General features: G+C 39.7%; 23 protein-coding genes and 2 pseudogenes. 23 read left to right on the forward strand and 2 right to left on the reverse strand.

The features are described from left to right. Window positions 1–20: 20 nt before the first annotated feature. The 21 genes and pseudogenes from flhF to ACU5DF_RS08520 all read left to right on the forward strand — a co-directional run bounded on the left by flhF (window position 21) and on the right by ACU5DF_RS08520 (window position 18,831). Window positions 21–1,487 carry a flagellar biosynthesis GTPase FlhF gene (gene flhF, locus ACU5DF_RS08420; RefSeq protein WP_446712549.1) on the forward strand — a complete coding sequence of 489 codons (1,467 nt, stop codon included), beginning with the start codon at window positions 21–23 and terminating at the stop codon, window positions 1,485–1,487. Continuing rightward, window positions 1,484–2,374: a MinD/ParA family ATP-binding protein gene (locus ACU5DF_RS08425; protein WP_045102614.1), complete on the forward strand. Its 891-nt coding sequence runs from the start codon at window positions 1,484–1,486 to the stop codon at window positions 2,372–2,374. Before flhF ends, ACU5DF_RS08425 begins: the two co-directional genes overlap by 4 nt. After that, window positions 2,367–3,098, forward strand: coding sequence for an RNA polymerase sigma factor FliA (locus tag ACU5DF_RS08430; protein ID WP_045102613.1), 732 nt, complete (start codon window positions 2,367–2,369; stop codon window positions 3,096–3,098). The genes ACU5DF_RS08425 and ACU5DF_RS08430 overlap by 8 nt, the downstream gene beginning before the upstream one ends. 48 nt (window positions 3,099–3,146) lie before the next feature. Next, complete coding sequence (cheY, locus tag ACU5DF_RS08435; protein WP_011262352.1) at window positions 3,147–3,515, forward strand: chemotaxis response regulator CheY; 369 nt, start codon at window positions 3,147–3,149, stop codon at window positions 3,513–3,515. A gap of 30 nt (window positions 3,516–3,545) precedes the next feature. Further along, window positions 3,546–4,262 carry a protein phosphatase CheZ gene (locus ACU5DF_RS08440; protein ID WP_045102612.1) on the forward strand — a complete coding sequence of 239 codons (717 nt, stop codon included), beginning with the start codon at window positions 3,546–3,548 and terminating at the stop codon, window positions 4,260–4,262. A 9-nt stretch (window positions 4,263–4,271) separates the two neighbouring features. Next, window positions 4,272–6,479: a chemotaxis protein CheW gene (locus tag ACU5DF_RS08445; protein WP_446712550.1), complete on the forward strand. Its 2,208-nt coding sequence runs from the start codon at window positions 4,272–4,274 to the stop codon at window positions 6,477–6,479. A gap of 15 nt (window positions 6,480–6,494) precedes the next feature. Then, window positions 6,495–7,637, forward strand: coding sequence for a protein-glutamate methylesterase/protein-glutamine glutaminase (locus tag ACU5DF_RS08450; protein WP_446712551.1), 1,143 nt, complete (start codon window positions 6,495–6,497; stop codon window positions 7,635–7,637). A gap of 9 nt (window positions 7,638–7,646) precedes the next feature. Further along, the gene (locus ACU5DF_RS08455; RefSeq protein ID WP_446712552.1) at window positions 7,647–8,414 is read left to right on the forward strand and encodes a ParA family protein; all 768 of its coding nucleotides are present in this window, start codon (window positions 7,647–7,649) and stop codon (window positions 8,412–8,414) included. Beyond that, entirely contained in the window at window positions 8,414–9,616 is a 1,203-nt protein-coding gene (locus ACU5DF_RS08460) for a chemotaxis protein CheW (RefSeq protein ID WP_446712553.1), read from the forward strand. The genes ACU5DF_RS08455 and ACU5DF_RS08460 overlap by 1 nt, the downstream gene beginning before the upstream one ends. Before the next feature lie 29 nt (window positions 9,617–9,645). Continuing rightward, on the forward strand, window positions 9,646–10,140 hold the full coding sequence (locus ACU5DF_RS08465) for a chemotaxis protein CheW (protein WP_045102607.1): 495 nt from the start codon (window positions 9,646–9,648) through the stop codon (window positions 10,138–10,140). After that, window positions 10,140–10,601, forward strand: a complete 462-nt coding sequence (locus ACU5DF_RS08470) for a DUF2802 domain-containing protein (RefSeq protein ID WP_045102606.1) — start codon at window positions 10,140–10,142, stop codon at window positions 10,599–10,601. Before ACU5DF_RS08465 ends, ACU5DF_RS08470 begins: the two co-directional genes overlap by 1 nt. A gap of 305 nt (window positions 10,602–10,906) precedes the next feature. Continuing rightward, the gene (gene ccmA, locus ACU5DF_RS08475; protein WP_446712554.1) at window positions 10,907–11,521 is read left to right on the forward strand and encodes a cytochrome c biogenesis heme-transporting ATPase CcmA; all 615 of its coding nucleotides are present in this window, start codon (window positions 10,907–10,909) and stop codon (window positions 11,519–11,521) included. After that, a complete protein-coding gene (gene ccmB / locus ACU5DF_RS08480) occupies window positions 11,522–12,190 on the forward strand; it encodes a heme exporter protein CcmB (protein ID WP_274443539.1) in 669 nt (222 codons plus the stop codon). It abuts the gene before it with no gap. Window positions 12,191–12,232: 42 nt separating this feature from the next. After that, window positions 12,233–12,979, forward strand: a complete 747-nt coding sequence (locus tag ACU5DF_RS08485) for a heme ABC transporter permease (protein ID WP_045102603.1) — start codon at window positions 12,233–12,235, stop codon at window positions 12,977–12,979. Further along, on the forward strand, window positions 12,979–13,185 hold the full coding sequence (gene ccmD / locus ACU5DF_RS08490) for a heme exporter protein CcmD (RefSeq protein ID WP_045102602.1): 207 nt from the start codon (window positions 12,979–12,981) through the stop codon (window positions 13,183–13,185). The genes ACU5DF_RS08485 and ccmD overlap by 1 nt, the downstream gene beginning before the upstream one ends. Beyond that, the gene (gene ccmE / locus ACU5DF_RS08495) at window positions 13,182–13,667 is read left to right on the forward strand and encodes a cytochrome c maturation protein CcmE (protein WP_446704384.1); all 486 of its coding nucleotides are present in this window, start codon (window positions 13,182–13,184) and stop codon (window positions 13,665–13,667) included. Before ccmD ends, ccmE begins: the two co-directional genes overlap by 4 nt. Then, complete coding sequence (locus ACU5DF_RS08500) at window positions 13,664–15,622, forward strand: heme lyase CcmF/NrfE family subunit (protein WP_045102600.1); 1,959 nt, start codon at window positions 13,664–13,666, stop codon at window positions 15,620–15,622. Before ccmE ends, ACU5DF_RS08500 begins: the two co-directional genes overlap by 4 nt. Window positions 15,623–15,625: 3 nt before the next feature. Continuing rightward, complete coding sequence (locus ACU5DF_RS08505; RefSeq protein ID WP_045102599.1) at window positions 15,626–16,177, forward strand: DsbE family thiol:disulfide interchange protein; 552 nt, start codon at window positions 15,626–15,628, stop codon at window positions 16,175–16,177. After that, window positions 16,177–16,693, forward strand: a pseudogene (locus ACU5DF_RS08510) (cytochrome c-type biogenesis protein). The gene ACU5DF_RS08505 and the pseudogene ACU5DF_RS08510 overlap by 1 nt, the downstream one beginning before the upstream one ends. Then, entirely contained in the window at window positions 16,690–17,904 is a 1,215-nt protein-coding gene (gene ccmI, locus ACU5DF_RS08515; protein WP_446712555.1) for a c-type cytochrome biogenesis protein CcmI, read from the forward strand. Before ACU5DF_RS08510 ends, ccmI begins: the two are co-directional and overlap by 4 nt. 180 nt (window positions 17,905–18,084) lie before the next feature. Next, the gene (locus ACU5DF_RS08520) at window positions 18,085–18,831 is read left to right on the forward strand and encodes an MlaA family lipoprotein (protein ID WP_446714211.1); all 747 of its coding nucleotides are present in this window, start codon (window positions 18,085–18,087) and stop codon (window positions 18,829–18,831) included. 59 nt (window positions 18,832–18,890) lie between these two features. On the opposite strand, the gene ACU5DF_RS08525 is transcribed toward ACU5DF_RS08520, so the two are convergent. Continuing rightward, on the reverse strand, window positions 18,891–20,177 hold the full coding sequence (locus tag ACU5DF_RS08525; protein ID WP_045102595.1) for an outer membrane protein transport protein: 1,287 nt from the start codon (window positions 20,175–20,177) through the stop codon (window positions 18,891–18,893). Window positions 20,178–20,638: 461 nt separating this feature from the next. Beyond that, entirely contained in the window at window positions 20,639–21,868 is a 1,230-nt protein-coding gene (locus ACU5DF_RS08530; RefSeq protein ID WP_045103340.1) for an outer membrane protein transport protein, read from the reverse strand. Between the two features lie 890 nt (window positions 21,869–22,758). Here ACU5DF_RS08530 and fadI point away from each other — a divergent pair. Then, window positions 22,759–24,087, forward strand: a complete 1,329-nt coding sequence (gene fadI, locus ACU5DF_RS08535; protein WP_446712556.1) for an acetyl-CoA C-acyltransferase FadI — start codon at window positions 22,759–22,761, stop codon at window positions 24,085–24,087. Continuing rightward, window positions 24,087–26,184 (forward strand): annotated as a pseudogene (fadJ, locus tag ACU5DF_RS08540) (fatty acid oxidation complex subunit alpha FadJ). The gene fadI and the pseudogene fadJ overlap by 1 nt, the downstream one beginning before the upstream one ends. Window positions 26,185–26,189: the final 5 nt, after the last annotated feature.

Genomic DNA, 26,189 nt, shown 5'->3' on the forward strand with positions numbered 1-26,189 from the left:
TTTAGCGCAGGAATACGATATTGAAAATTAAACGATTTTTTGCAAAAGATATGCGTTCAGCTTTAGTTCAAGTAAAAGAAGAACTTGGAGTTGATGCAGTTATCATGTCAAATAAAAAAGTCACAGGTGGCATTGAAATTGTTGCTGCTATAGATCCGAGTGCCCAACCTGTATCACTTCCATCACCTCGTCAAATTGAGGAGGATAAAGTGAGTGTTGGTAAAGGCTCAATGACTCGACGTTTTGCTAATATGATAAAGCAGTATGGCTCAAATATTAATTCCGCAGAACCTGAAAAGGCAGAGCGCGAAGAAGATAGCTTAGCTGCATTATTAAAACGCCAATCCAACTTCAAAGGCAATTCTAATCATTCGTATCCAGAATCAGGCATGTCAACACCAAAGCTAGACACTTCGGAAATGACTCGTGCGATTCAAAATAATCCAAATCTAGCGCACCTGATTTCAGATGATCCAGTTGGCCAACAGAATAAATTAACTCAACCAAAACTTGATCCTTCTCGTTATGAGAAAGGCCGTTCATCAAAGAAAGACTCTAATGAAGAATTAGAAAGCATGCGCTCTGAAATGTCTTCAATTCGACGTTTATTAGAACATCAAGTATCAGGCTTAATGTGGCAAGAGGTTGAGCGACGTGAACCATTACGTGCGATGTTAATTAAGCGTTTAGAAAAAATGGGTTTATCTGCAGAGCTTTCAGATCAGCTTGCTTGCTATATTCCTGAAGATACACCACCTCAAGATGCTTGGTCTGCGTTACTTAAATTATTAGCAGAACAGATACCAACGTCAAAAGTAGATACGTTATCTCGTGGCGGCATTATTGCCTTATTAGGCCCGACAGGTGTTGGAAAAACTACAACAATAGCAAAGCTTGCAGCACGAGCGGCGATGGAATATGGTCCTGATCAGGTAGCGCTAGTAACGACAGATACATTCCGTATTGGCGCACAAGAGCAGTTAGCTATTTATGGCCGTATCATGGGTTGCCCAGTACGTATTGCTAAAGATGCAGATCAATTAGCATCAGTTTTGCATCAGCTACGTAATCGTAGATTAATTCTTGTAGATACAGCAGGGATGGGGCAGCGTGATGTGAGATTAACCGAGCAGCTTGATACCTTAATGGAAAACCACAGCGCTCAGATCCACAGTTATTTAGTTATGCCAGCGACAGCACAGCGTCAGGTATTGCAGGAGACTATCGATCACTTTAAGCGCATTCCGTTATCAGGATGCATCCTTAGTAAAATCGATGAGTCTTTAAGTTTAGGTGAGTTAATTAGTGTCACTATTGAGAATGGTCTTCCTATATCTTATATAGCTAATGGTCAAAGAGTGCCGGAAGATATTGTATTAGCACAACCTAAATACCTAGTAGCGAAAGCAAATGAATTGCTAGAAAAAGCAACAGAAAAGGATCCTCATTTCTGGAATAGCGATATGCCAGAGGTAGATAATTTATGATTGATAATAATATATACGATCAAGCAAGTGGATTACGACGTCTAACAAAGCCGACTCTTACAAAAGTAATTGCAATTACTGGAGGAAAAGGTGGGGTCGGAAAAACTAATGTAACCTTAAATCTAGCGCTATCACTTGCTCAGCAAGGAAAGAAAGTGATGGTTTTAGATGGCGATTTAGGGTTGGCTAATATAGATATTATGCTTGGTGTTCGGTCTTATAAAAATTTAGGTCATGTTCTAGAAGGCGAATGTGATTTAGCTGATATCATTGTTGAAGGCCCGTTTGGTGTTAAGTTAATCCCTGCAACATCAGGTACTAAATCAATGGCAGAGTTAACTCCCGCGCAGCATGCTGGTTTAATTCGAGCCTTTAGCAGTCTTGAAGAAGATATTGATATATTACTAATTGATACGGCTGCTGGTATATCCGATATGGTTACTAGCTTTTCTCGTGCAGCACAAGATGTCGTGGTTGTTGTATGTGATGAACCAACATCAATAACAGACGCTTATGCACTAATTAAGCTATTAAGTCGTGAACATAATGTTCAACGATTTAAAATTGTTGCTAATATGGTGAGAAGTTATCGTGAGGGTCGTGAACTTTTTGCTAAACTAACTTTAGTAACAGATCGTTTTTTGTCTGCAAGTATGGAACTTGTTGCTTGTATTCCATTGGATGAAAAGGTACGGTTGTCTGTTAGAAAGCAAAAGGTAGTTGTTGATGCATATCCTCGCTCTCCAGCTGCTCTTGCTATGAAATCGTTAGCGAATAAAGTGATAACTTGGCCAGTGCCTAAAGCACCAAGTGGTCATTTAGAGTTTTTCGTTGAAAAATTATTGCGAAATGAGAAAACAAGTGAGGTAGAGGACGACTATGTCTAATAGCTTAACTTATGATCATAAAGGCAATGTAAATAGTCAAAAGGCATTTTTAGAGCGTTACTCTAGCTTAGTTAAGCGAATTGCACATCATTTAATGGCAAGATTACCAGCAAGTGTTCTTGTTGATGATTTAATTCAAGCTGGAATGATTGGTCTTCTTGAGGCTCAGCAGAATTATGATGGAAGCAAAGGTGCCAGTTTTGAAACCTATGCAGGTATCCGAATTCGAGGCTCAATGTTGGATGAAATTCGACGTGGCGATTGGGTTCCTCGCTCTGTACATAAAAATGGTCGGATGATAAATTCGGCAATTAAAGAACTTGAAGCTAAACTTTATCGAGATCCTACCGATAAAGAGATAGCAGACTATTTAGAATTATCGTTAGATCAATATTATCAGATACTTAAAGATGTGAATTGCGGTAAACTAGTTGGTATGGAAGATTTAGGTGTTTCTGATGATGTTATTACAACAGAAGAACAAATGAATGATAATATTCCATTTCAAGGTGTTGCCGATGAACATTTTCGAGTTGCTCTTGTTGAAGCGATTAAAACCCTTCCTGAAAGAGAAGCTCTAGTTTTATCTCTTTATTATGATGAAGAGCTAAACTTAAAAGAAATTGGTGCTGTAATTGGTGTCAGCGAATCTCGCGTCAGCCAAATACACAGCCAATCAATGCAACGACTACGGGCCAAGTTATCATCTTGGACAGTAGAATAATTAAATCCCGTTACTTTGCCCTCACTGGAGGCGATTTTGAATAAAAACATGAAGATCCTTATTGTTGATGACTTCTCAACGATGCGCCGTATTGTAAAAAACTTATTACGTGACTTAGGTTTTAATAATACCCAAGAAGCAGATGATGGTTTAACAGCACTACCATTGCTTAAAAAAGGAGGTTTCGATTTCGTAGTAACAGATTGGAACATGCCTGGGATGCAAGGGATCGATTTGCTAAAGACAATTCGTGCAGATGACGAATTAAAACACCTACCAGTATTAATGATTACTGCTGAAGCGAAACGTGAGCAAATCATTGAAGCAGCTCAAGCTGGTGTAAACGGCTATATTGTTAAGCCATTCACTGCTGCAACGTTGAAAGAGAAACTAGACAAAATTTTTGAACGTTTATAAGTAAATGTTGCGCTGTAAGGATTAGCCAAAATGATTTCATTAACAGATGCAAAAGAGCTTGTCGCCTTACTCGAAGATGGCAAGCAAGAAGAAGCCGATCAATTTGTTGCTTCATTAGTACCTCCTAGCGAGCAACCAATATTGCAAGAGGTTGGTTCTTTAACTCGTGATCTTCATGAGTCACTAAAGAACTTTAAGCTTGATCACCGAGTTGTCGCTATTGCTAATGATGAAATTCCAGATGCTCGGGATCGTTTGCAATATGTTATTGATAAAACAGAAATGGCAGCCAATAAAACGATGGATGCTGTAGACCGTTCATTGCCTATTGCCGATGAGTTACATGGAGGGCTTCTTCAGGTCCGCCCTCAGTGGAATAGTTTAATGAAAGGGCGCATTGAGTTAACTCAATTTAAAGATTTATGCCACAATATTGATGGATTATTAACCCAAGTTGAGGGGAATAGTTCAGAGTTGCGTAATGAGTTAACAAACATCTTAATGGCGCAAGATTTTCAAGACCTTACAGGTCAAATAATTAAACGAGTAATTACGTTAGTTCAAGAAGTCGAAGATCGATTGGTTGATATTTTGACGTTGTTTAAAGTAGAAGAGCAACTTGAAGCGGAAGAAGAGGTAATTAAACCTTCAGAAGCAGAAGGTCCTATCTTAAACCCGCACGAACGTGAAGACGCAGTGGCATCGCAAGATGATGTTGATGACCTATTAGCCAGTTTAGGATTTTAGAGGAATATTATGAGCTTTGAAATGGATGAAGACATCCTGCAAGATTTTTTAATTGAAGCAGGAGAAATTCTTGAGCTACTTTCTGAACAATTAGTTGAATTAGAGCAGCGTCCAGATGACGGTGAGCTATTAAATGCTATTTTTCGTGGCTTTCATACGGTAAAAGGTGGCGCAGGTTTCCTTTCATTAACTGAATTAGTTGACGCCTGTCACGGTGCTGAAAATGTATTCGACATTCTTAGAACGGGTAAGCGTAAAGTTACTTCTGAGTTGATGGATACCATTTTGGAAACACTAGATAGCGTAAACGTTATGTTTGTTGCTGTTCAAAATGGTGAGTCATTAGTCGCTGCGGAAAAACGCTTGCTTGATGAGTTACATCGCCTTAGTAAACCTGCATCAGAAAGTGAATCAGCACCAGCAGCAGAAGTTACGGCTCCTGTAATTGAAGCTCCTGCTCCTGTGATTGAAGAGGTTGTCGTTGAGGCTGCTCAAACAGCACATGATTCTCTTGATGATATAACAGAAGACGAATTTGAAAAGCTACTCGATGAATTACATGGTAAAGGCGTAGCGCCAAACTTAAATTCGACACCAGAGGTGAGTAAGCCTGTAGCTCCAGCCCCAACTAGTGTAGTTGAAGCTGGTGGTGATATTACTGATGATGAATTTGAAAAATTACTTGATGAGCTTCATGGTTCTGGTCAAAGTCCAAGTAATTCAGCAACTACACCAAGTGCAGATATAAAGTCAGTAGATGAAGTCCTCTCGGGCGATTCGGATTTAATGAGTGATGATGAATTTGATAAGTTATTAGATCAATTGCATGGCTCAGGTAAAGGTCCTACTGATGAAGAGTTAGCTCAAGCTGTACAACCGGCCGCATCAATTGCTAAACCAGAACCGGTAGTAGAAAAAGCGCCAGAAACGCCAGCGCCAACTCGTACGACAGCACCAGTTACTCCTGCACCAACAAGAACTAAAGCTCCTGAAGAACCGAAGCCTGCAGTAAAAGCACCAGCTAAACAGCAAGCAAAACCGCAAGCTGAAAGTACGGTTCGTGTAGATACGTCAACACTAGACAACATCATGAATATGGTGGGTGAGTTAGTGTTAGTTCGTAACCGTTTAGTTAGTTTAGGTTTGAATAGCAATGACGAAGAAATGTCAAAAGCTGTTTCAAATCTAGATGTTGTTACTGCTGATTTACAAGGCGCAGTAATGAAAACTCGTATGCAACCGATTAAGAAAGTATTTGGTCGTTTCCCTCGAGTTGTACGAGATTTAGCCCGTACGTTGAAAAAAGATATTGTGCTGGAAATGCGCGGTGAAGAAACTGATTTAGATAAAAACTTAGTAGAGGCTCTTGCTGATCCACTAATTCACTTGGTTCGTAACTCAGTGGATCATGGTATCGAAATGCCAGATGTTAGAGCTAAAACTGGTAAAGATCGTACAGGTAAAGTTATTTTATCTGCTTCTCAAGAAGGTGACCATATCTTACTAAGCATCATTGATGATGGTGGTGGTATGGATGCTGATAAACTTCGTGGAATCGCGGTAACTCGTGGCTTAATGGACACAGATGCTGCATCTCGTTTAACAAATAAAGAATGTTATAATTTGATATTTGCTCCAGGTTTCTCCACTAAAACTGAGATTTCAGATATTTCAGGCCGTGGTGTAGGCATGGATGTAGTAAAAACGGCGATTAATCAGTTAAATGGCTCAATTGATATTGATTCAAGTATGGGTGAAGGAACTAAGATTGTAATCAAGGTGCCATTAACCCTAGCAATTCTACCAACTTTAATGGTCGGTGTTGCTAATCAACCATTTGCTCTGCCACTTGCAAGTGTGAATGAGATTTTCCATCTAGATTTGTCTAAAACCAATATTGTTGATGGTCAGTTAACAACGATTGTACGTGAGAAATCGATTCCACTGTTCTACTTACAGGATTGGTTAGTTCCTGGTTCTCGTCAAACAGAACGTAAGGGATTAGGCCATGTAGTTATTATTCAATTAGGTGCGCAACGTGTTGGTTTTGTTGTAGATACATTAATTGGTCAAGAAGAAGTCGTAATTAAACCTCTTGATGAATTACTACAAGGAACTCCTGGTATGGCGGGTGCGACCATCACTTCTGATGGGCATATAGCATTAATTCTCGATGTACCTAATTTGCTTAAGCGTTACGCAGTTCGCATGCGTTAATGCACAAGGATAGATATGGCAATACAAGTATTAGTTGTTGATGACTCAAGTTTCTTTCGTCGTCGAGTAAGTGAAATTATTAATTCAGATCCACGTCTTGAAGTAATGGACGTCGCTGTGAATGGTAAAGAAGCAGTAGAGAAAGCGAAGTCATTAAAGCCTGATGTAATTACGATGGATATCGAGATGCCAGTAATGGATGGTATCACTGCCGTAAGAGAGATTATGAAGGTTTGTCCAACGCCGATCTTAATGTTTTCTTCTTTGACTCATGATGGCGCGAAAGCAACTTTAGATGCCTTGGATGCTGGTGCATTAGACTTCTTGCCTAAAAAGTTTGAAGATATTGCTCGTAATCGTGATGAAGCTGTTGCTCTATTACAAAAGCGTATTAGTGAAATTGCTCGTAAAAAATCATTTATGCGTCGTCCTGCACTGTCTACACAGACAGCAAGTACGGCAACAACAGCAACACGCTCAACAGTACCTCGTGTATCTACCTTGACTTCAACTACACCGTCGTCACCGGTAAAAAACGCCTCAGTACCACTAGTAGGCCAACGTTTTAAAGCTACAGGTAAGAAATATCAACTGACAGCAATTGGAACCTCAACGGGGGGGCCAGTTGCCTTACAGAAAATATTAACGGCTATTCCGGCTAACTATCCGCATCCAATTATCTTGGTTCAGCATATGCCAGCCACGTTTACCGCAGCTTTTGCTGCTCGGCTGAATAATTTATGTCAAATTCAGGTAAAAGAAGCTGAAGATGGTGATGCTTTAAAACCAGGTTGTGCGTACCTCGCTCCAGGTGGTTTACAAATGATGATTGATGGCCGTCCTGGCTCTTCTCGTTTGAAAATTTTAGATGGTGGCGAGCGTATGAATTATAAACCTTGTGTTGATGTTACGTTTGGTTCTGCGGCAAAAATTTACGGTGATAAAGTGCTTTCTATGATCTTAACAGGCATGGGCGCGGATGGGCGTGAAGGTTGTCGTATGTTGAAAGCTGAAGGTGCGACAGTTTGGTCTCAAGATGAACAGAGTTGTGTTGTTTATGGCATGCCTCAAGCAGTTGATAAAGCAGGTTTGTCTTCAGAAAGTTTACCGCTTGAACGTGTAGCAGAACGAATGCTTGTTGAAGTTGGATTGAAGTAGGAAGAAATAATGATCGTCTGGAGCATAGCGAACCAGAAAGGTGGTGTTGGTAAAACAACAACAACAATTACGTTAGCCGGTTTATTAAATCAGCGTGGTAAACGCGTATTGATGGTAGATACAGATCCACACGGCTCTTTAACTACCTACTTAGGCTATAATTCAGACGATTTACCTTGCAGTCTTTTTGAGTTATTTCAGTTGCCAACGATAAATAAAGCCACGGTTTCTCCTTTTGTTCTAAAAAGCGACATACCAGGCTTAGATATTATTCCTGCACATATGTCATTAGCGACCCTTGATCGAGTTATGGGTAATCGCAGTGGAATGGGACTAATATTAAAACGAGCAATTAAAGCGTTAGAAGATGAATATGATTATGTATTGATTGATTGCCCACCTATTTTAGGTGTAATGATGGTGAATGCATTAGCAGCAAGTACTCGAATTCTGATCCCTGTTCAAACTGAATTTTTAGCAATGAAAGGTTTGGAACGAATGATGAGGACATTAGCCATTATGCAGAAGAATAAGCCTTCTCTGTTTGATGTTACTATCATTCCGACAATGTATGACAAGCGAACTAACGCTTCTCTACAAACGCTAATGGAATTAAAAAATACATATAATGATAAAGTGTGGGCATCTGCAGTACCTATTGATACTAAATTTCGAGATGCAAGCTTGAAAAGAATGCCGCCTTCGTTTGTCTCTCCAAATAGTCGAGGTGTATTTGCTTATAAAACATTATTAAACTATTTGGAGAGATTAGTTTAATGGCTGGTTTTAAAACACTTACCAGTGAAGAAGCGCTTGAAGATTACTTTTCAGCACTACTTGAAGAAGAAGTACTTGAGCTAATTCCTGATACAGAGAATAATATTCTGCCAGAGCCAGAGCCAGAGCCAGAGCCAGAGCCAGAGCCAGAGCCAGAGCCAGAGCCAGAGCCAGAGCCAGAGCCAGAGCCAGAGCCAGAGCCAGAGCCAGAGCCAGAGCCAGAGCCAGAGCCAGAGCCAGAGCCAGAGCCAATTAATTGGGAATCACCATCGGCGACGTTGGAAGTGGTGCCGAGTGTCCAATATCAACCTCAATTCATTAATGCAGATAACGACGTTGATGATTACCCATTTGAGTTACCACAATTAGAAGATGTTCAACGATTACTAAATCAACTAGAGAATTCTCAGCTTGAAGCTCAGGTTGAAATTGATTCGTTAGTTTTTGATGAAATAGCAACAATACCAGAATCTGCTGTTGAAATTAAAGTTGAAGCAGAAGAGGTAGTGATTGATCTTCCTCAAATAGAAGAGAAGGAGCCTCAAGAAGTATTTAATGAAGATCTTGATCTTTCTGCTTGGGATATTTCTGATAAAGTTAATATAGAGACTTCCTCAGAAGTTACTATCGAAGGGCTTCAGTCTATAATTGAAGAGCCTCATGATATCTCTGATGTTGATACTGAAATAGAACTTGAAATACAAGTAGGCAAGGGTTCACCTCCTAGTGGGCTAAGCTGGGAGAATGCAGAGTATGAAGAAGAATTTCAAGTGTTATTCTTTGAGGTTATGGGTGTAACTTTTGCCGTGCCATTAGCACAGCTTGGTGGTATTCATCAAATAACAGAACTGAGCCATTTAATTGGTCGTCCAGATTGGTATCTAGGGTTACAAAATAACCGAGAAATGAAGATAGATGCCTTAGATACAGCTAAGTGGATAATGCCACAAAGTATCAAGGATGAAGATTATAAAGAAGATTATCAGTACCTTGTTATGCTCGGAGAGAGTAAATGGGGACTTGCGTGTAATGCGTTAGCCGGAACTGAAACCCTAACTAGTGATCGTATTCGCTGGCGTGAAACGGCTGGTAAACGTCCGTGGTTATCGGGAATGGTAAAAGAAAAGATGTGTGCCTTGATCCATGTTGAGGCGATGATTACGATGCTTAATGCCGGTCTGGACATTAAGGGAATAGAGTAATAAAACTCTAAGAGTACGAGGAAATAATAATGTCTCAGGTTAATGAAGTAGAGATCCGTAAAGATCAAGTTAATGATGAAGTATTACAATGGGTAACGTTTCAACTAGAAGAAGAAACGTACGGCATCAATGTAATGCAAGTTCGTGAAGTATTGCGTCATACAGAAATTGCTCCTGTACCTGGTGCACCAGATTATGTTCTGGGTATCATTAATCTTCGTGGTAACGTTGTAACTGTTATTGATACTCGTTCACGATTTGGTTTGATGCAAGGTGAAATTACCGATAATACTCGTATTATTGTTATTGAATCTGAGCGTCAAGTTATCGGTATTCTAGTTGATAGTGTTGCTGAAGTTGTATATTTACGCTCATCAGAAATCGATACGACACCAAGTGTTGGAACAGAAGAAAGCGCGAAATTTATCCAAGGCGTTAGTAACCGTGAGGGTAAATTACTTATCTTGGTTGATCTTAACAAACTTTTGTCTGATGACGAATGGGATGACATGGCAAGCCTATAATGGTTGATATATTAACTCAGCTCTCAGAGCTATTTTCTGCCATTGCAATAATCTCAGTACTTGTGATTTTTGTGTTGTTTAATCGTAAGAATATACAGTTAATGAAACAATTAACTGAGGTTCAAGCAGAATATAAACAGCTTCAAAATGAACAGATAAAGTTGAAGAAGCAGTTTGTAGAATTTCGCACTGGCTCTATTAATATAGGGCAAAAAGTGTCAGAAATAACTCAGCTAAGCCAGCATTTTGATGAACGCTTAAATGAATTAGAAAATACAGATTCTGATGGTCGTTTGTATTCAAGAGCGAATAAGCTAGTTCAATTAGGCGCTGGTATTAATGAACTAATGGAAGAGTGTGAGCTGCCAAAAGCAGAAGCAGAGTTAATGATGTCTTTACAAGCTAAAATTGCAGCAGGTAAAGGCTCTATCCCACCGTTACGATTAGAAGATGATGATTAATGTCATACTAATATAGAACTAATAAAGCTTCTCATTGCTGAGGAGCTTTTTTTTGTCTATAAAACCGTACTCTCACCCTTCTAATCGTATGGTAGGTTGTAAGTTTTTAATGGAAATACCCATTAAGGGTTACTCTTTTCTATTGAGCAAGCACTTGATACCCATATGAAATATAAGGTATTTTAAAAGTGAAACGAACAGACATACTTATTTACTTATCTATCTAAATAGATTTGTTTTATATCTAAGTTTCACCGTTTTTGCTGTGCTAGAATGCCTCTAATATTTTTCAACAATAGATACTTATGCTAGAAATTCGTAACGTTACCTGTATTCGAGATGAACGCGTTTTATTTGAACAATTGAGTTTTACCATCTCTGATGGTGAGCTTATTCAAATCGAAGGGCAAAATGGAGCAGGTAAAACCACATTACTGCGTATTATTGCAGGGTTAGGTTATGCGGATGAAGGCGATATTTATTGGAATGGCGAATCCATAAAGAAAAATCGCGAAGAATTTCATAACGATTTACTTTTCCTAGGTCATCATACAGGTGTTAAGCGTGAGTTAACGGCATTTGAGAATCTTGCATTTTATCAATCGATGCACAGCAATTATAACGAAGAAGCCATTTGGGATGCATTAGCTCGTGTGGGTTTAGCTGGACGAGAAGATGTGGCGGCAGGGCAATTATCGGCAGGTCAGCAACGTCGAGTCGCTTTAGCTCGTCTTTGGTTGAGTAACCATAAGTTATGGGTGTTAGATGAACCTTTAACGGCGATTGATAAACAAGGCGTTAAAGTGCTTGAGCAGTTGTTTATGAGCCATGCCAAACAAGGTGGGATTGTATTGCTGACTACGCATCAGGATTTGTTTACTGACAGTAATGAGCTTAAAAAAATCAGGTTAGGTGAATAGATGTTTGCTTCAATGACAACCATTATTCGACGTGAGTTATTAATCGCGTTTCGTCGTAAAGCCGATATTCTTAATCCACTTTGGTTTTTTATTATCGTGATTACGTTATTTCCATTAAGTATCGGACCTGAGCCAAATTTATTGGCACGTATTGCTGCGGGTATTGTTTGGGTTGCTGCATTATTATCGGCTTTGCTTTCTTTAGAGCGTCTTTTCCGAGATGACTTTGCTGACGGTTCTTTAGAGCAAATGATGTTAATGCCAAGTCCATTATCGGTTCTTGTTTTGGCTAAAGTGGTCGCTCATTGGCTATTAACGGGATTGCCATTGATCATTATTAGTCCGTTATTAGCGGTTCTACTATCATTAGATTTTAATACATGGTTGGCGATTGTTCTGACATTACTACTAGGTACGCCAACCTTGAGCTTTCTTGGTGCGGTTGGGGTAGCGTTAACCGTTGGTCTGCAAAAAGGAGGTGTATTATTGAGTCTTCTTATTCTTCCGTTATATATTCCAGTTCTAATCTTTGCGACATCTGCAATTGATGCTGCAAGCTTAGGTATGGCTTATAATGGTCAATTAGCGATTTTAGGGGCTCTTTTAATGGGCTCCGCAACATTGACTCCATTTGCCATTAGTTCGGCACTGCGAGTGAGTGTTCAGTAAATATAATTATAATTTTAATATTTAAGTAAGTGAGATAAACCAATGTGGAAATGGCTACATCCTTACGCTAAACCAGAAAAAGCGTATCAATTAAGTACAACACTGCTGCCATGGTTTGCGGTGATCTCTATTCTCAGTTTAACGGTTGGTACGATTTGGGGTCTTGCATTTGCCCCTTCTGATTACCAGCAAGGCGACAGTTTTAGAATTATCTATATCCATGTCCCTTCTGCTATTTTGTCGATGGGCGCTTATATGTCGATGGCGATAGCGGCATTTATTGGTTTGGTGTGGCAGTTAAAGCTTTCTGACATGGCAGCTGCTGCAATGGCTCCTGTTGGTGCAGTATTTACATTCATTGCCTTATTAACGGGTGCCGTTTGGGGCAAACCAATGTGGGGTGCATGGTGGGTATGGGATGCACGTTTAACCTCTGAGCTTATTCTTCTTTTCTTATACCTAGGTGTAATGGCGCTGTATAACGCATTTGATGATCAACGCACAGCGGCTCGTGCGGCGGGTATTCTTGCTATTGTTGGTGTGATTAACCTACCAATCATTCACTTCTCAGTAGAGTGGTGGAATACGCTTCATCAAGGTGCAAGCATCACAAAGTTTGATAAACCTTCTATTTCTGCCGATATGTTGTGGCCTCTGTTATTAAATATCATTGGTTTTGCAACTTTCTTTGGTTCAGTGACTCTTATTCGTTTTAGGAATGAAATTTTAGCTAAAGAGAGCCACCGTCCTTGGGTTAGAGCATTAGTTGAGAAAAGAGGATTATTGTAATGCATTTTGAGACATTCAGTGATTTTTTAGCCATGGGTGGATACGCTACTTATGTGTGGGGCGCATTCGGTGCCACGTTTCTTTCATTATTTTGGATTCTATTCTCTAGCTTAGGCAGACGTCGTCAATTGTTAAAAGAGATCGAACAAAAAATGGCACGAGAAGAACGAATTAAAAAAGCAAAAACTATGGAGAACACATTATGAATCCAAGACGTAAAAAACGCCTAGGATTGATCCTCGCGCTATTTTTTGGGGTCAGTGCAACAGTTGGTTTAATGATCTATGCATTGAATCAAAATATGGATTTATTCTATACCCCAACGGAACTCGTTAATGGTAAACCTGATGGTACTAAACCTGAGGTTGGTCAGCGTCTTCGTATTGGTGGCATGGTTGTCGCTGGTACAGTAAAGCGTGACAGTGAATCTTTAGAAGTTTCATTTAAAGTTGCCGATGTAGGCCCTGAAGTAACGGTTACTTATAACGGTATTCTTCCTGATTTATTCCGTGAAGGCCAAGGTATTGTAGCGCAAGGTGTTCTTGTCGATGCAACCACAGTAAAGGCTCACGAAGTATTGGCAAAACACGATGAAGAATACATGCCACCTGAAATTGCAGAAGCAATGAAGAAAACGCATGAACCACTTCAATACACTGAACAACAAAAACAAGGAACAGGTCAATGATCGCAGAACTTGGTCATTTTGCCTTAATTGCTTCTTTAGGACTTTCGATCCTATTGAGTATATTGCCTATATACGGTGTAAGCCGTGGCAATAAAGCATTAATGCAAAGTGCAAGACCACTGTCGTGGGGGATGTTTTTACTCCTAGGCTTATCATTTGGTGTCTTAATGTGGGCTTTCTACATTAATGATTTCACACTGCAATATGTCGCAAGTAACTCAAACAGCTTACTTCCTTGGTACTATCGTTTAACTGCCGTTTGGGGTGCACACGAAGGTTCTTTATTGCTTTGGGTTCTTATCCAAGCAGGTTGGACTGTGGCTGTTGCAACATTCAGTCGTGGTATGCCACAAGAATCGATTGCACGTGTTTTAGCGGTAATGGGGTGGATTAATGTCGGTTTCTTACTGTTCATTATTCTTACATCAAACCCATTCTTGCGTACACTACCATTCTTCCCAATTGATGGTCGTGACTTAAATCCGCTTCTACAAGATCCGGGCCTAATCATTCATCCACCAATGTTATACATGGGTTATGTTGGTTTCTCGGTTGCTTTCTCTTTTGCAATAGCATCATTAATGGCTGGTCGTTTAGATACGGCGTGGGCTCGTTGGTCTCGTCCTTGGACAATCGCCGCATGGTCATTCCTAACAGTAGGTATCTCTCTAGGTTCATGGTGGGCATATTATGAACTTGGCTGGGGTGGCTGGTGGTTCTGGGATCCAGTAGAAAACGCATCATTTATGCCTTGGCTTGCTGGTACGGCATTAATGCACTCATTAGCAGTAACAGAGAAACGCGGTACGTTTAAAGCGTGGACTGTATTACTGGCAATTTTAGCTTTTTCATTAAGTCTATTAGGCACATTCCTTGTACGTTCAGGCATCTTGGTATCGGTTCATGCCTTTGCTTCAGATCCAGCGCGAGGCATGTTCATTCTTGGTTTCCTTGTCATGGTGATCGGTGGTTCATTACTGCTGTTTGCACTGAGAGGGGCGTCAGTACGAGTTCGTGGTAACTTCTCACTGTTTTCTCGTGAAAATGCACTATTAGCTAACAACATTCTATTAATGACGGCATTAGTTGTTGTACTTGTTGGTACATTATTACCACTTGTACATAAACAACTTGGTTTGGGTTCTGTATCTATTGGTGCACCATTCTTCGATATGCTATTTGCATGGTTAATGATCCCATTTGCTTTCTTGATGGGTATTGGTCCTCTGATCCGTTGGAAGCGTGACAACTTAAGTCACTTAGCAAAACGCATGGTGATTACTGGTGCGATTACAATCCCACTAGCGGCAATCTTCATGGTTATCTTTGCTGATAGATTTCAATTCATGCCATACCTTGGATGGATGATGTCTATCTGGATCGTAATTTTACATGGTTTTGAATTGTACGAACGTGCTACTCACCGTCACTCATTCTCTGTTGGCTTAACTAAACTTGGCCGTAGCCATTGGGCAATGATGTTTGCTCACATTGGTTTAGCAGTTAGTATTATTGGTATTGCAATGGTGCAAAACTACAGCATCGAAAAAGATGTACGTTTAGCACCTGGTGAACATATTGAAATGAATGGTTACCAGTTCTACTTTGCTGGTGTTCGTGATACTGACGGTCCTAACTACGATGGTTACACCGCTGATTTTGATATAACGCTTGATGGTAAAGAAATAAATACGCTTCATGCTGAAAAGCGTTTCTATGAAACCGCTGGTTCAATGATGACAGAGGCAGCGATTGATCGCGGCTTTACTCGTGATTTATACATCGCAATGGGCGAGCGTTTAGATGACAACCGTTCATGGGCTGTGCGTATTTACTACAAACCATTTGTACGTTGGATCTGGGCTGGTTCATTGTTTATGGGGATTGGTGGTTTGTTAGCTTTATCTGACAAGCGATATCGTTTCCGTAAAACTGCAAAAAAACAGGAAGCTTAAATTATGAATAAGAAGTTTTTATTTGCACCTCTAGCTCTGTTTTTAATTTTAGTTGCCGTATTTGCTACTCAGTTAACACGTAATTCAAACGGTGATGATCCAACTAAGTTGGAATCAGTGTTAGTAGGTAAGCACGTACCAGAGTTCCGCTTAGAAGATTTAGCGGAAGAAGGCAAGCTGTACGATCAAAGTATCTTTAAAGGTGAGCCTTTATTGCTAAACGTATGGGCGACATGGTGTCCAACTTGTTATGCTGAGCACAAATACCTAAATACCCTGGCAACTCAAGGTGTTAAAATTATAGGTATGAACTATAAAGATGATCGTGCTGGTGCAATTCAATGGTTAAGAGAGCTTGGCAACCCTTACTTGATAACTCTGTTTGATGGTGATGGCATGTTAGGCATGGATTTAGGTGTGTATGGCGCACCTGAAACCTTCTTAATCGATAGCAATGGTATCGTTCGTTATCGTCACGTTGGTGATGTAAATGATCGCAATTGGAATGAAGTATTAAAGCCAATGTATGACCAACTTGTTGCGGAGGCTAAATAATGAATAGTAGTTTACGTAAATGGGGTCTTCGTAGTTTTGCTGCTATCGCATTGAGTTTCTTTGCGGTGCAAGCAAGTTACGCAACCATTGATCTGTATAAGTTTGATTCGCCAGAACAAAGAGCAGCAATTTAAAGAATTAGGACAAACACTTCGTTGCCCTAAATGCCAGAACAACAACATTGCTGACTCAAATGCTGAGCTTGCTCAAGATATGCGTCATAAAGTGTATGAAATGACCAAAGCGGGAAAATCAGACGAACAAATTGTCGATTACATGATTGATCGTTATGGTAATTTTGTAACTTACGATCCACCATTAACGGTAGGAACACTTATTCTATGGTTAGGTCCATTGAGTGTTCTTATATTTGGTTTTGGTTTTATTGTGCTTCGTAGTCGAAAATCAAAAGTGATCACAGAAGATAATTCAGAGAAGTGGGATAACGAGCATGAAGATCGTTTGAACGCACTATTAGATGAGAATAACAATGAAGATGGGAAGGTAAACAAATGACTTTGTTTTGGATTTCGACCTTAGCCCTAATTTTTGTTGGTGTGGTATTTATCATTCTTCCTTTATGGAAGGCAAGAGAGCAAGATGATGAAGCACGCCGAGATGAATTGAATAAAGCTTTCTATAAAGATCGCTTAGCTGAACTGAAAGAAGAAGACGCTGAAGGCCTTGTGAATAACCAAGATGAGTTAATCACAGAATTAAAGCAATCTTTACTGGATGATATTCCAGCGAAAGAGAAAGCGCAGCAAGATAACTTAAATGCACGATTATTTATTCTGCCTTCTATTATTGTTTTTATTGTGATTACTTATGGTCTATATTTTAAGTTTGGTAATTTAGATAAAGTTGAAAAGTGGCAAGAAGTTAGCACACGTTTACCAGAGTTAACGAAGCAATTACTTGATCCTGAAAGTGCCGGCCTAACTGATACTGAAACCAGAGACTTAACTCTGGCTCTACGTACTAAATTACATAATGAGCCTGAAGATTCAATGGGTTGGTTGCTACTTGGTCGTATTGGTATGATGAATCGCGATATTGATACTTCAGCAGGAGCAATGAAAAAAGCGTATGCGTTAAAACCAAATGATGTTGAAATCAAATTAGGTTATGCGCAAGCATTAATGCTTTCGGGTGATGATGCAAAAGCAGAGCGAGCGAAGAAGATGCTTAAAGAAGTACTTCGTAGTGACTCATCAAATCTTAGAGCGCTCTCTTTATTGGCTTTCAATTCCTTTGAGCGTCAAGATTATCAAGGTGCAGCATCTGCATGGAAAGCAATGCAAATGTTGATTGGTCCTGATGATTCACGCTATGAAATGTTAACTCGTAGTATTGAGCGTGCCCAATCTAAGATTAACCCTGAAGCAAGCTTAGAAAAACAAGTTTCTGTTACGGTGAATTTGGGTGGTAATGTTAAATTGCCTTCTCAAGGTGTGGTGATTGTGTCGATTCATCCTGCTGATGGTTCAGCGATGCCAGTGGCTGCTGCTCGTGTTCCACTTAGCCGTTTCCCGCTAAAAATCATGATGTCAGATGACAACAATATGATTGAGCAGCGTAAATTGTCTGAGATGCCAAACTTTATTGTTCGAGCTCGTATTGACCAAGATGGTAACGTTTCAACAAAAAATGGTGATTGGTACGGTGAAAGTGCAGTCAGTAAGTTAGATGAAAAGGTAACTTTATCTATTGATAAACAATATTAATAGAAATTAAAAAGGGACATACTTTAACGGGTGGAAGTGAATTAACTTCCACCCGTTTTTAATTATCTGACAATTTATTCAGATAGAGATCATTTAAGTTAGTATTATTTCAAATTGAAATTTTTATGATAAAAATAAAGGTGTATTGTGTTTAAAAGAATATGTATCTCTTATGTCCTTATGGTAATGGTGACTGGTTGCTCCCAAACACCACAACAGGATGAAGTAGAAACGATAAATTCAGCTGATATTGAATATGATGAGACTCATAGTGATGATCATTTTGAAGATTTCAATCGAGTTATGTGGGATCTGAATTATGATCTTTTAGACCCTTATTTAGTTCGTCCTGTTTCTATGACCTATGTAGACTATACACCAACTCCAATCCGTATGGGGATAGCAAATTTTTTAGCGAATTTAGATGAACCTGCGAGCATAATTAATAATTTAATTATGGGAAATGGAGAAGTCGCATTAGTTCACTTTAATCGATTCTGGTTAAATACAACACTAGGTTTGGTTGGATTAATTGATATAGCAAGTGCTGCAGATATTGACAAGCCTGGTGGGAAGTCTTTTAGTGATGCGTTAGGCCATTATGGTGTCGGTAATGGCGCGTATTTTATGCTACCAGGTTATGGCCCTTGGACATTGCGAGAAGCGGGTGATTTTGTGGATGGTTTATATATGCCGCTGTCTTACCTTAATTTCTGGCAAGGGTTAGGTAAATGGGGCTTAGAAGGTATGGAGTCTCGTGTTGATTTAATTTCACAAGAGCCAATGCTAGAAGCCTCTCCAGATCCCTACTTATTAACGCGTGATGTTTATCTACAACGCCAAGATTTTAAAGCAGAAATAGAACCAGAAATCGACCTAGAAGCAGAAGAAGATCTTGATGATTATTTAGATGAAATCGACGAATAGAAACAAAAAGGCCTCAATAAAGAGGCCTTAGATAATTCGATTTATTTAATCAGTCTTGATTAGAAATGGTAGTTAGCTTGAACACCAATTAACCACACATTACCAGTAGTTTCGCCTTCGAAAGTACCACCATAAGGTGCTGATGCTGTATCATCTTCAAGCATTTTTGCATCTTTAGCGAAGATGTAGGTAAAGCCTGCATCTAGAGTTAGATTTTCAGACCAAGCATAGCCTGCACCCATACTCACCCATAAACGATCAGTTTCAGGAATTGTTGCTGTACGATTTTCTTCACTTACCGCAGAAGTATCATAAGCAATACCTGAGCGTAGTGTTATTTTTTGATCAAGAGTATAAGTACCACCAAATGCTAAACGGTAATTATCCTCCCAGTTCTCTTGTTTAATCTCTTGATTTGGAACACTAAGAGATGGGATATGCGCTTCTAATTTTTCAAAGCTGCTCCAATCTGTCCAGTTAAAGCTAGCGTGAATAGCGATTTTATCATTCACCTGGTGAAAACTGGCTAACTCGGCGGTTGCCGGTAATGCTAATTCCATAGAACCAAGATACTGGCTGCTTGGTTGAGGTGCATAAGCATCAAAACCTAGACCTTTAGCATGACCAGATAAATCTAATTGAACTTCTGATTTATAGCTAAAGCCAATACGGTTTGTATCATTGATTTGCCAAGCAGTACCAACTTGCCAGCCCCATGCTTCATCTGTTCCTTCCATATATTTTAATGTAGTACCTGCGATTGGTCCTAGCTGTTTAGGAGCAATCGCACCAAAGCTACCTTCAGCAATAACATAACGGACACCACCACCGACACTGAATTTCTGGTTGATTTGGTAAGCCATGTTAACGTTGAGTTCTTTAGTAATTACACTCGCTTCGTTACCATGATTCGCACCAGAAAAATCAGAACCTAGGTCAGTTTCCATGCCATAGTTAGTACCAATAGCAAATCCTATAGAGATTTGATCGTCTACTTGGTGAGAAACATAGAGATTAGGAATAATTGCATCGTGTGCAAAGTCTTCTGATTTAGTTTGGATTTCTTGGCCTAAAAATTTCGATTGCCCTTCAACATCAATATTTGGGTTTACATAAATACCACCAACAGAAACTTGAGTGCCTTCTAAGTACGTTAGCATTGCAACGTTACGCCATTGTGCATCAGCGCCATCAGCGATAGCCGCTTCACCTGCGTATGCACGGCCAAGACCAGTCGCTGAATACTCTGCCAATTGAAAGCCTGCAGCCATAGTATTTGTGCTTGTTACTGATCCTAATAAACCAAGTGCCACTGCAATAGAAAGACGATTTTTATTGTTATTCATTGTTAATTCCAAAATCAAATTCAAGTGTTCGCTGAATTTGTGGTGATAAGTTGAGTGGATAATACGTTTTAGAGCAAAAACTTCAAATGAAAAATTGATTTATTCGTGTTTTAGATGCTTTTTTCTGTAATTAATATCACTTTTAATGAAAATATCTGTATTTATCTGGTCGGATGTGATATTTGGGCGTACAGGTGTAGGTTTGAATTGATATTTGAGGGTATATGTGTACGCTGAATGTTAGGGGGTAAGAATTAGGAAGAGCAGGGTTCAGGAGGAGGGGGATTGTACATAATTTGTTGTAACTATTGCGATCACGATATTGCTCTTATAGAGCGAAGCGTTCTAGTTAGCGCAGCGTATAGACTCTAGTTTCCAAGATGTTGTTGCTTCTGATGTACGAAGATCAAAAAAGGCCAGCGTGTGCTGACCTTTTGTATTTACATTTTTAAGAATGAATCTTAGAAGCTGTAGCTGTACTGAACACCAGCAAGAATTGCATCTGCATGCGTTGTTGCTGTTAGAGTTTGGCCAAAATCATCGCTTTCTGTAACGGAAACATCTTTACCTAATAGGTAAGTGAAACCAAAGTCAACGGTATGTTTTTGTTCAAAGTGGTAGCTAAAGCCTGCAGAGAACCATTGACGATCTGAATCTGGTACTGAAATAGATGTCTTTTCGTCTTGAGCAGCAGTATCGTACATGTAGCCTGCACGTAGTGTCCATGCCTCGTTTAGGAAGTAAGTACCACCAATCGCGTAATGCATACCGTCTTGCCACTCATAAGTATTAAGTGTTGTACCACCAGATGTGTTTAATTCATCAAAATCACTCCAACCAATCCACTGCACTGAGTAGTGAACGGCGAATTTAGTATCTTTGATTTCATGATAACCAGAGAATTCAGCCATGCTTGGAAGAGGTATTAATAATTTATCATTAGAAATGTCAGCCCCTACGTAAGACATATCGCCTTCAGCTTCAATTTCAGGACTGTAGTGATATGCAAACCCAAAGCGATTACGTTCGTCTAACTCATAAACAGCGCCAAGGTTCCATCCAAGACCAATACCATCGGCTTCTATATTAAGGGCTTCTCCTACTAAACTACCTGTGTGGCGTTTTAATGTGCCACTACCTTGAACTATATCTAAACCACCACCAACGCTGATTTGTTCATTAATTCGATATGAAGCTGTTAGCGCGTAGTTGATGCTTTGGATCTCAGTAGTACCGCCAAATTGTTTAGCTGTAGGAGGAATTCCTATATTTGAACCACCAAAGCTATCGTCAAAGTTATTTGTTGTACCAAAGTTAGAATAGATACCAGCACCAAATGCCCATTGGTCATTTAAACGGTGAACATAATAGATATTTGGTACAGGAGTACCACTTCCATTTTCTGCACCACCAATAGATTGACCATTGTATTTTGCATCACTAACTTCAATATCAGTTTTGATATAATTAACGCCACCTGAAAATTCAGAAGAATCAAAAAGAGCCATAGCGGCAGCGTTACGAGCCATTACTGATGCGTTATCAGCGATTACTGCATCACCGGCAAATGCTCGGCCTAAACCTGTTGCTGATTGTGCGTTAAGTTGAAAACCTGCAGCAGTCGCTTGCTGTGTAGCAAGAGTAATCGTTGCAGCTAGAAGTGTTTTTGAAAACAGGCGCTTCTTGTTCATCATTATGATATTCCATGTAGTGTTATTTCCTTTCAATTTCTATGAATCAAAAAGATTTATTTAGTTGAGACTTAAATCTCGATGGCGAGATAATAACGACCACAGCATAGATGACAAATCCGACCACTGCTAAAAATTCATTAAAATTCGTGATCTGGTCGTGATTTGCACTTAAATAACGATATAACAATAAAATGTAGAGTTTTAGCTCTATATATTATTATATTTTATATTATAGCGTTAATTATTAACTTGTTGATTTTGATTAAATTTATTTCTCAATGAGCTGAATTTAGAGTCTATGCTCTACTTTTGGTTCGCAGTTAATATAAATTAATGATTAATATATGATTTTCTTCGTAAATTCGGCTCTAATGTTAATGGTGTGTAATGACTGATTCGTTTTTAGGTTGGTTTTCTACGGATATATATATTTTATGAAAAAGTAGTAAAAGAACATAAAATTGATCTATTTCAATAAATGAATTGAGAATCACGTTATAGTTGATCTCGTTATCTGGTTGAGCAATCAACCCGTTGAGCAAGATAACATTTCCTTTTGAAGGCTGACTTTACTTTCTCCTTATCAGGTGAAACTGATTTTACAATTGGCTATTCGTTAATTGTTTTTTATTCTGACCACATCGATTGATGTGGTTTTTTTTTATCAAAATTGTCAACAGGTTACATTTTCATCCTTTCTTTTACTTGTTTTTAATACTATCTTTTCTTACCACTTTCATCATTGCTTACTGCTTAGAGAATAAATTTTTATTGATTAATAATTCTCCGCTCACACTTCTACAATAACGGACTTCCTATAATTAACAAGTTAGTTACAATTCAGGTCTGACCACTTATGGTGCTAGTGTTTTACGCAAGGAGATGCGATGTCAAACGCCAAACTATCAAAGACCTATCAACCACTCACGACACGACAAGGTGATCGTATTGCGGTTGTTTCAGGCATTCGAACCCCATTTGCTAAGCAATCAACTGCCTTTATCTCTACGCCTGCGGTAGATTTAGGCAAGCTTGCTGTAAAAGCCTTGATGGATAAAACCGATATCGATCCTAAGTTGATTGACCAAGTTGTCTTTGGGCAAGTAGTGCAAATGCCAGAAGCACCAAACATTGCACGTGAAATTGTATTGGGCACCGGAATGAATATTGGTACGGACGCATATAGTGTCACTCGTGCCTGTGCAACCAGCTTTCAAACGACGGCTAATGTGGTTGAAAGTATCATGGCCGGAACGATTGATATCGGAATTGCCGGTGGGGCTGATTCTTCTTCTGTCCTTCCTATTGGTGTTTCAAAGAAAATGGCGGCAACGTTACTTGCCCTCAGTAAAACCAAAACCATGAGTCAAAAACTGTCCCTTCTTCGTACTTTATCAATGAAAGATATTGCGCCTGTTCCTCCTGCGGTAGCGGAATACTCTACAGGGATCTCAATGGGACAAACTGCAGAGCAGATGGCAAAAAGTCATGGTATTACGCGTGAAGAACAAGATGCATTAGCTCATCGCTCTCATAGTTTGGCAGCTAAAGCATGGCAAGATGGATTGATTCAAGACGAAGTGATGACCGCATTTCCAGAACCGTATAAAATGTGGATAGCGCAAGATAACAATATCCGTTATGACTCTGAGCTTGCCAGTTATGCCAAACTTAGACCTGCGTTTGATCGTAAATATGGCTCAGTGACCGCTGCTAATAGTACCCCGTTAACTGATGGAGGTGCTGCGATCTTATTAATGAGTGAAAAACGTGCCAAAGAATTAGGCTATGAACCACTAGGTTATATTCGTTCTTTTGCCTTTAGTGCAATAGATGTACATCACGACATGTTGATGGGGCCATCTTACGCAACACCAATGGCACTTGATAAAGCGGGTATTTCTCTATCAGATTTAACCTTAATTGATATGCATGAAGCTTTTGCTGCTCAAACACTATCGAATGTAAAAATGTTCGCGTCAGATAAATTTGCCAAAGAATATTTAGGGCGAGATAAAGCCATTGGCGAAATAGACATGGATAAATTTAATGTACTTGGTGGCTCACTTGCTTATGGGCATCCTTTTGCAGCTACTGGGGCAAGAATGATTATTCAAACGCTGCGAGAATTAAAACGCCGTGGTGGAGGTTTTGGATTAAATACCGCGTGTGCCGCAGGTGGATTAGGTGCAGCAATGGTCTTGGAGGCAGAATAATGACGGCAGAAATTAATAATAATCGTATTGAAGCAGTAGAAAATACCAGTGCGTTTACTTGGTATAAAGATAATGCAAACATTGCTTGGCTGACGATTGACGTACCTAATGAAAAAATGAACACCTTAAAAGCGGCGTTTGCAGAGCAGGTAACTCAAGTTCTAAATGACATTGAAGCACAGCATTCAAGTATTAAAGGTTTAGTGATCCAATCAGGTAAAACCGATAACTTTATTGCGGGTGCTGATATTAGCATGATAGCTGATTGCCAAAGTGCAGCAGAGGCCCAATCACTGGCTGAAAAAGGTCAGCAACTATTTCAACGTATTGAAGATCTGCCATTTGCTACGGTTGCCGCTATTCACGGTCCTTGTCTCGGCGGTGGATTAGAGTTGGCGTTGGCGTGTGATTATCGTATTTGTAGTGATGATAATAAAACCAAATTAGGTTTACCTGAAGTGCAATTAGGTTTGCTTCCAGGCTCTGGTGGTACACAGCGATTGCCTCGATTAATCGGTTTACTTGCAAGTTTAGATATTATTCTTACGGGTAAGCAATTACGTCCTAAAAAAGCCGAGAAACTAGGGGTAGTAAATGCCTCGGTTCCTTTGTCTATTTTATCTCGTACTGCTGCTGAATTTGCGCTAAAGAAAAAATCAAAAACAAAATTAGCCGCGAAAGAGTGGGCGATATCAAGAAACCCTATTGGCCCGTAATGTGATTTTTTCTCAGGCTGAAAAACAAGCTCAGAAAAAAGCACGTGGTAACTATCCGGCGATTGCCGCGATTTTAGATAGCATCGAACACGGTTTAGATAAAGGCATTAAAAAAGGATTACAGCGAGAAGCGGAGCAATTTGGCAAGTTAGCCATGACGCCAGAATCAGCTGCATTGCGTTCACTGTTTTTTGCAATGACAGAGATGAAGAAAGAGAAAGGCAGTGAGGCAGAGCCTAAGATTATTCATCGAGTCGGCGTGCTAGGTGGTGGATTGATGGGGGGCGGTATTGCTCATGTCTCTATTGCTAAAGCTAAAAAGAACGTCACGATAAAAGACATCAGTAATGACGGGCTACTAAATGCGTACCAATACCACTATCAGCGCTTAGAAAAATTAAGAAAGCGTCGAATAATCAGTAAAGCCAGATTACAACAACAGATGCTGCAATTAACGGGCGTGACCGATTTTAATCGCTTTAAAAAATTAGATGTTGTGATTGAGGCCGTTTTTGAAGATCTCACTTTGAAAAAAGAGATGGTGAAAGCGGTACAAGAGCAAGGAAAAGAGGACGTTATTTTTGCTACTAATACCTCTTCACTGCCAATAGGTCAAATAGCCGAAGGGGCTCAAAAGCCAGAAAACATAATCGGCTTGCACTATTTTAGTCCGGTAGAAAAAATGCCTTTAGTCGAGGTTATTCCTCACGCTACTACTAGCGATGAAGCGATTTCGACCGTGGTCTCTTTAGCTAAGCAACAGGGTAAAACGCCAATCGTAGTCAAAGATTGCGCTGGATTTTATGTCAACCGTATTTTAGCGCCCTACATGAATGAAGCCGCTCGATTACTGCTTGTCGGTGAGCCGATGGAAGTGATTGATGAAGCGTTATTAGATTTTGGTTTCCCTGTTGGGCCAATATCATTATTAGACGAAGTCGGTGTGGATATTGGTGCCAAGATCATGCCGATCCTAGAAGCTGAACTGGGTGATAGATTCCGCAGCCCTGATGTGTTTCAAACCTTAATTGATGATAAGCGTCTGGGTAAGAAAACTAAACGTGGCTTCTATATCTATAAAGGTAAGAAGAAAGAACCCGATCAAGAGGTCTACAGCTTACTTAATATCAAACCAGATTCTCAGTTAAGCAAAGATGACATTGCAATGCGCTGTGTTCTTCCAATGTTAGCGGAAGCAAAACGTTGTTTGGATGAAGGGATTATTCGTTCAAAAAGAGACGGGGATATCGGTGCTATTTTCGGTATTGGTTTTCCTCCTTTCTTAGGTGGTCCATTTACTTATATGGAAAGCCTTGGTGAAGAGAAATTAGCCGCATTGATGAAGACATATGCCGATAAGTATGGCGATAGATTTTTGTAGTATGG

Source organism: Aliivibrio wodanis, assembly GCF_052920805.1.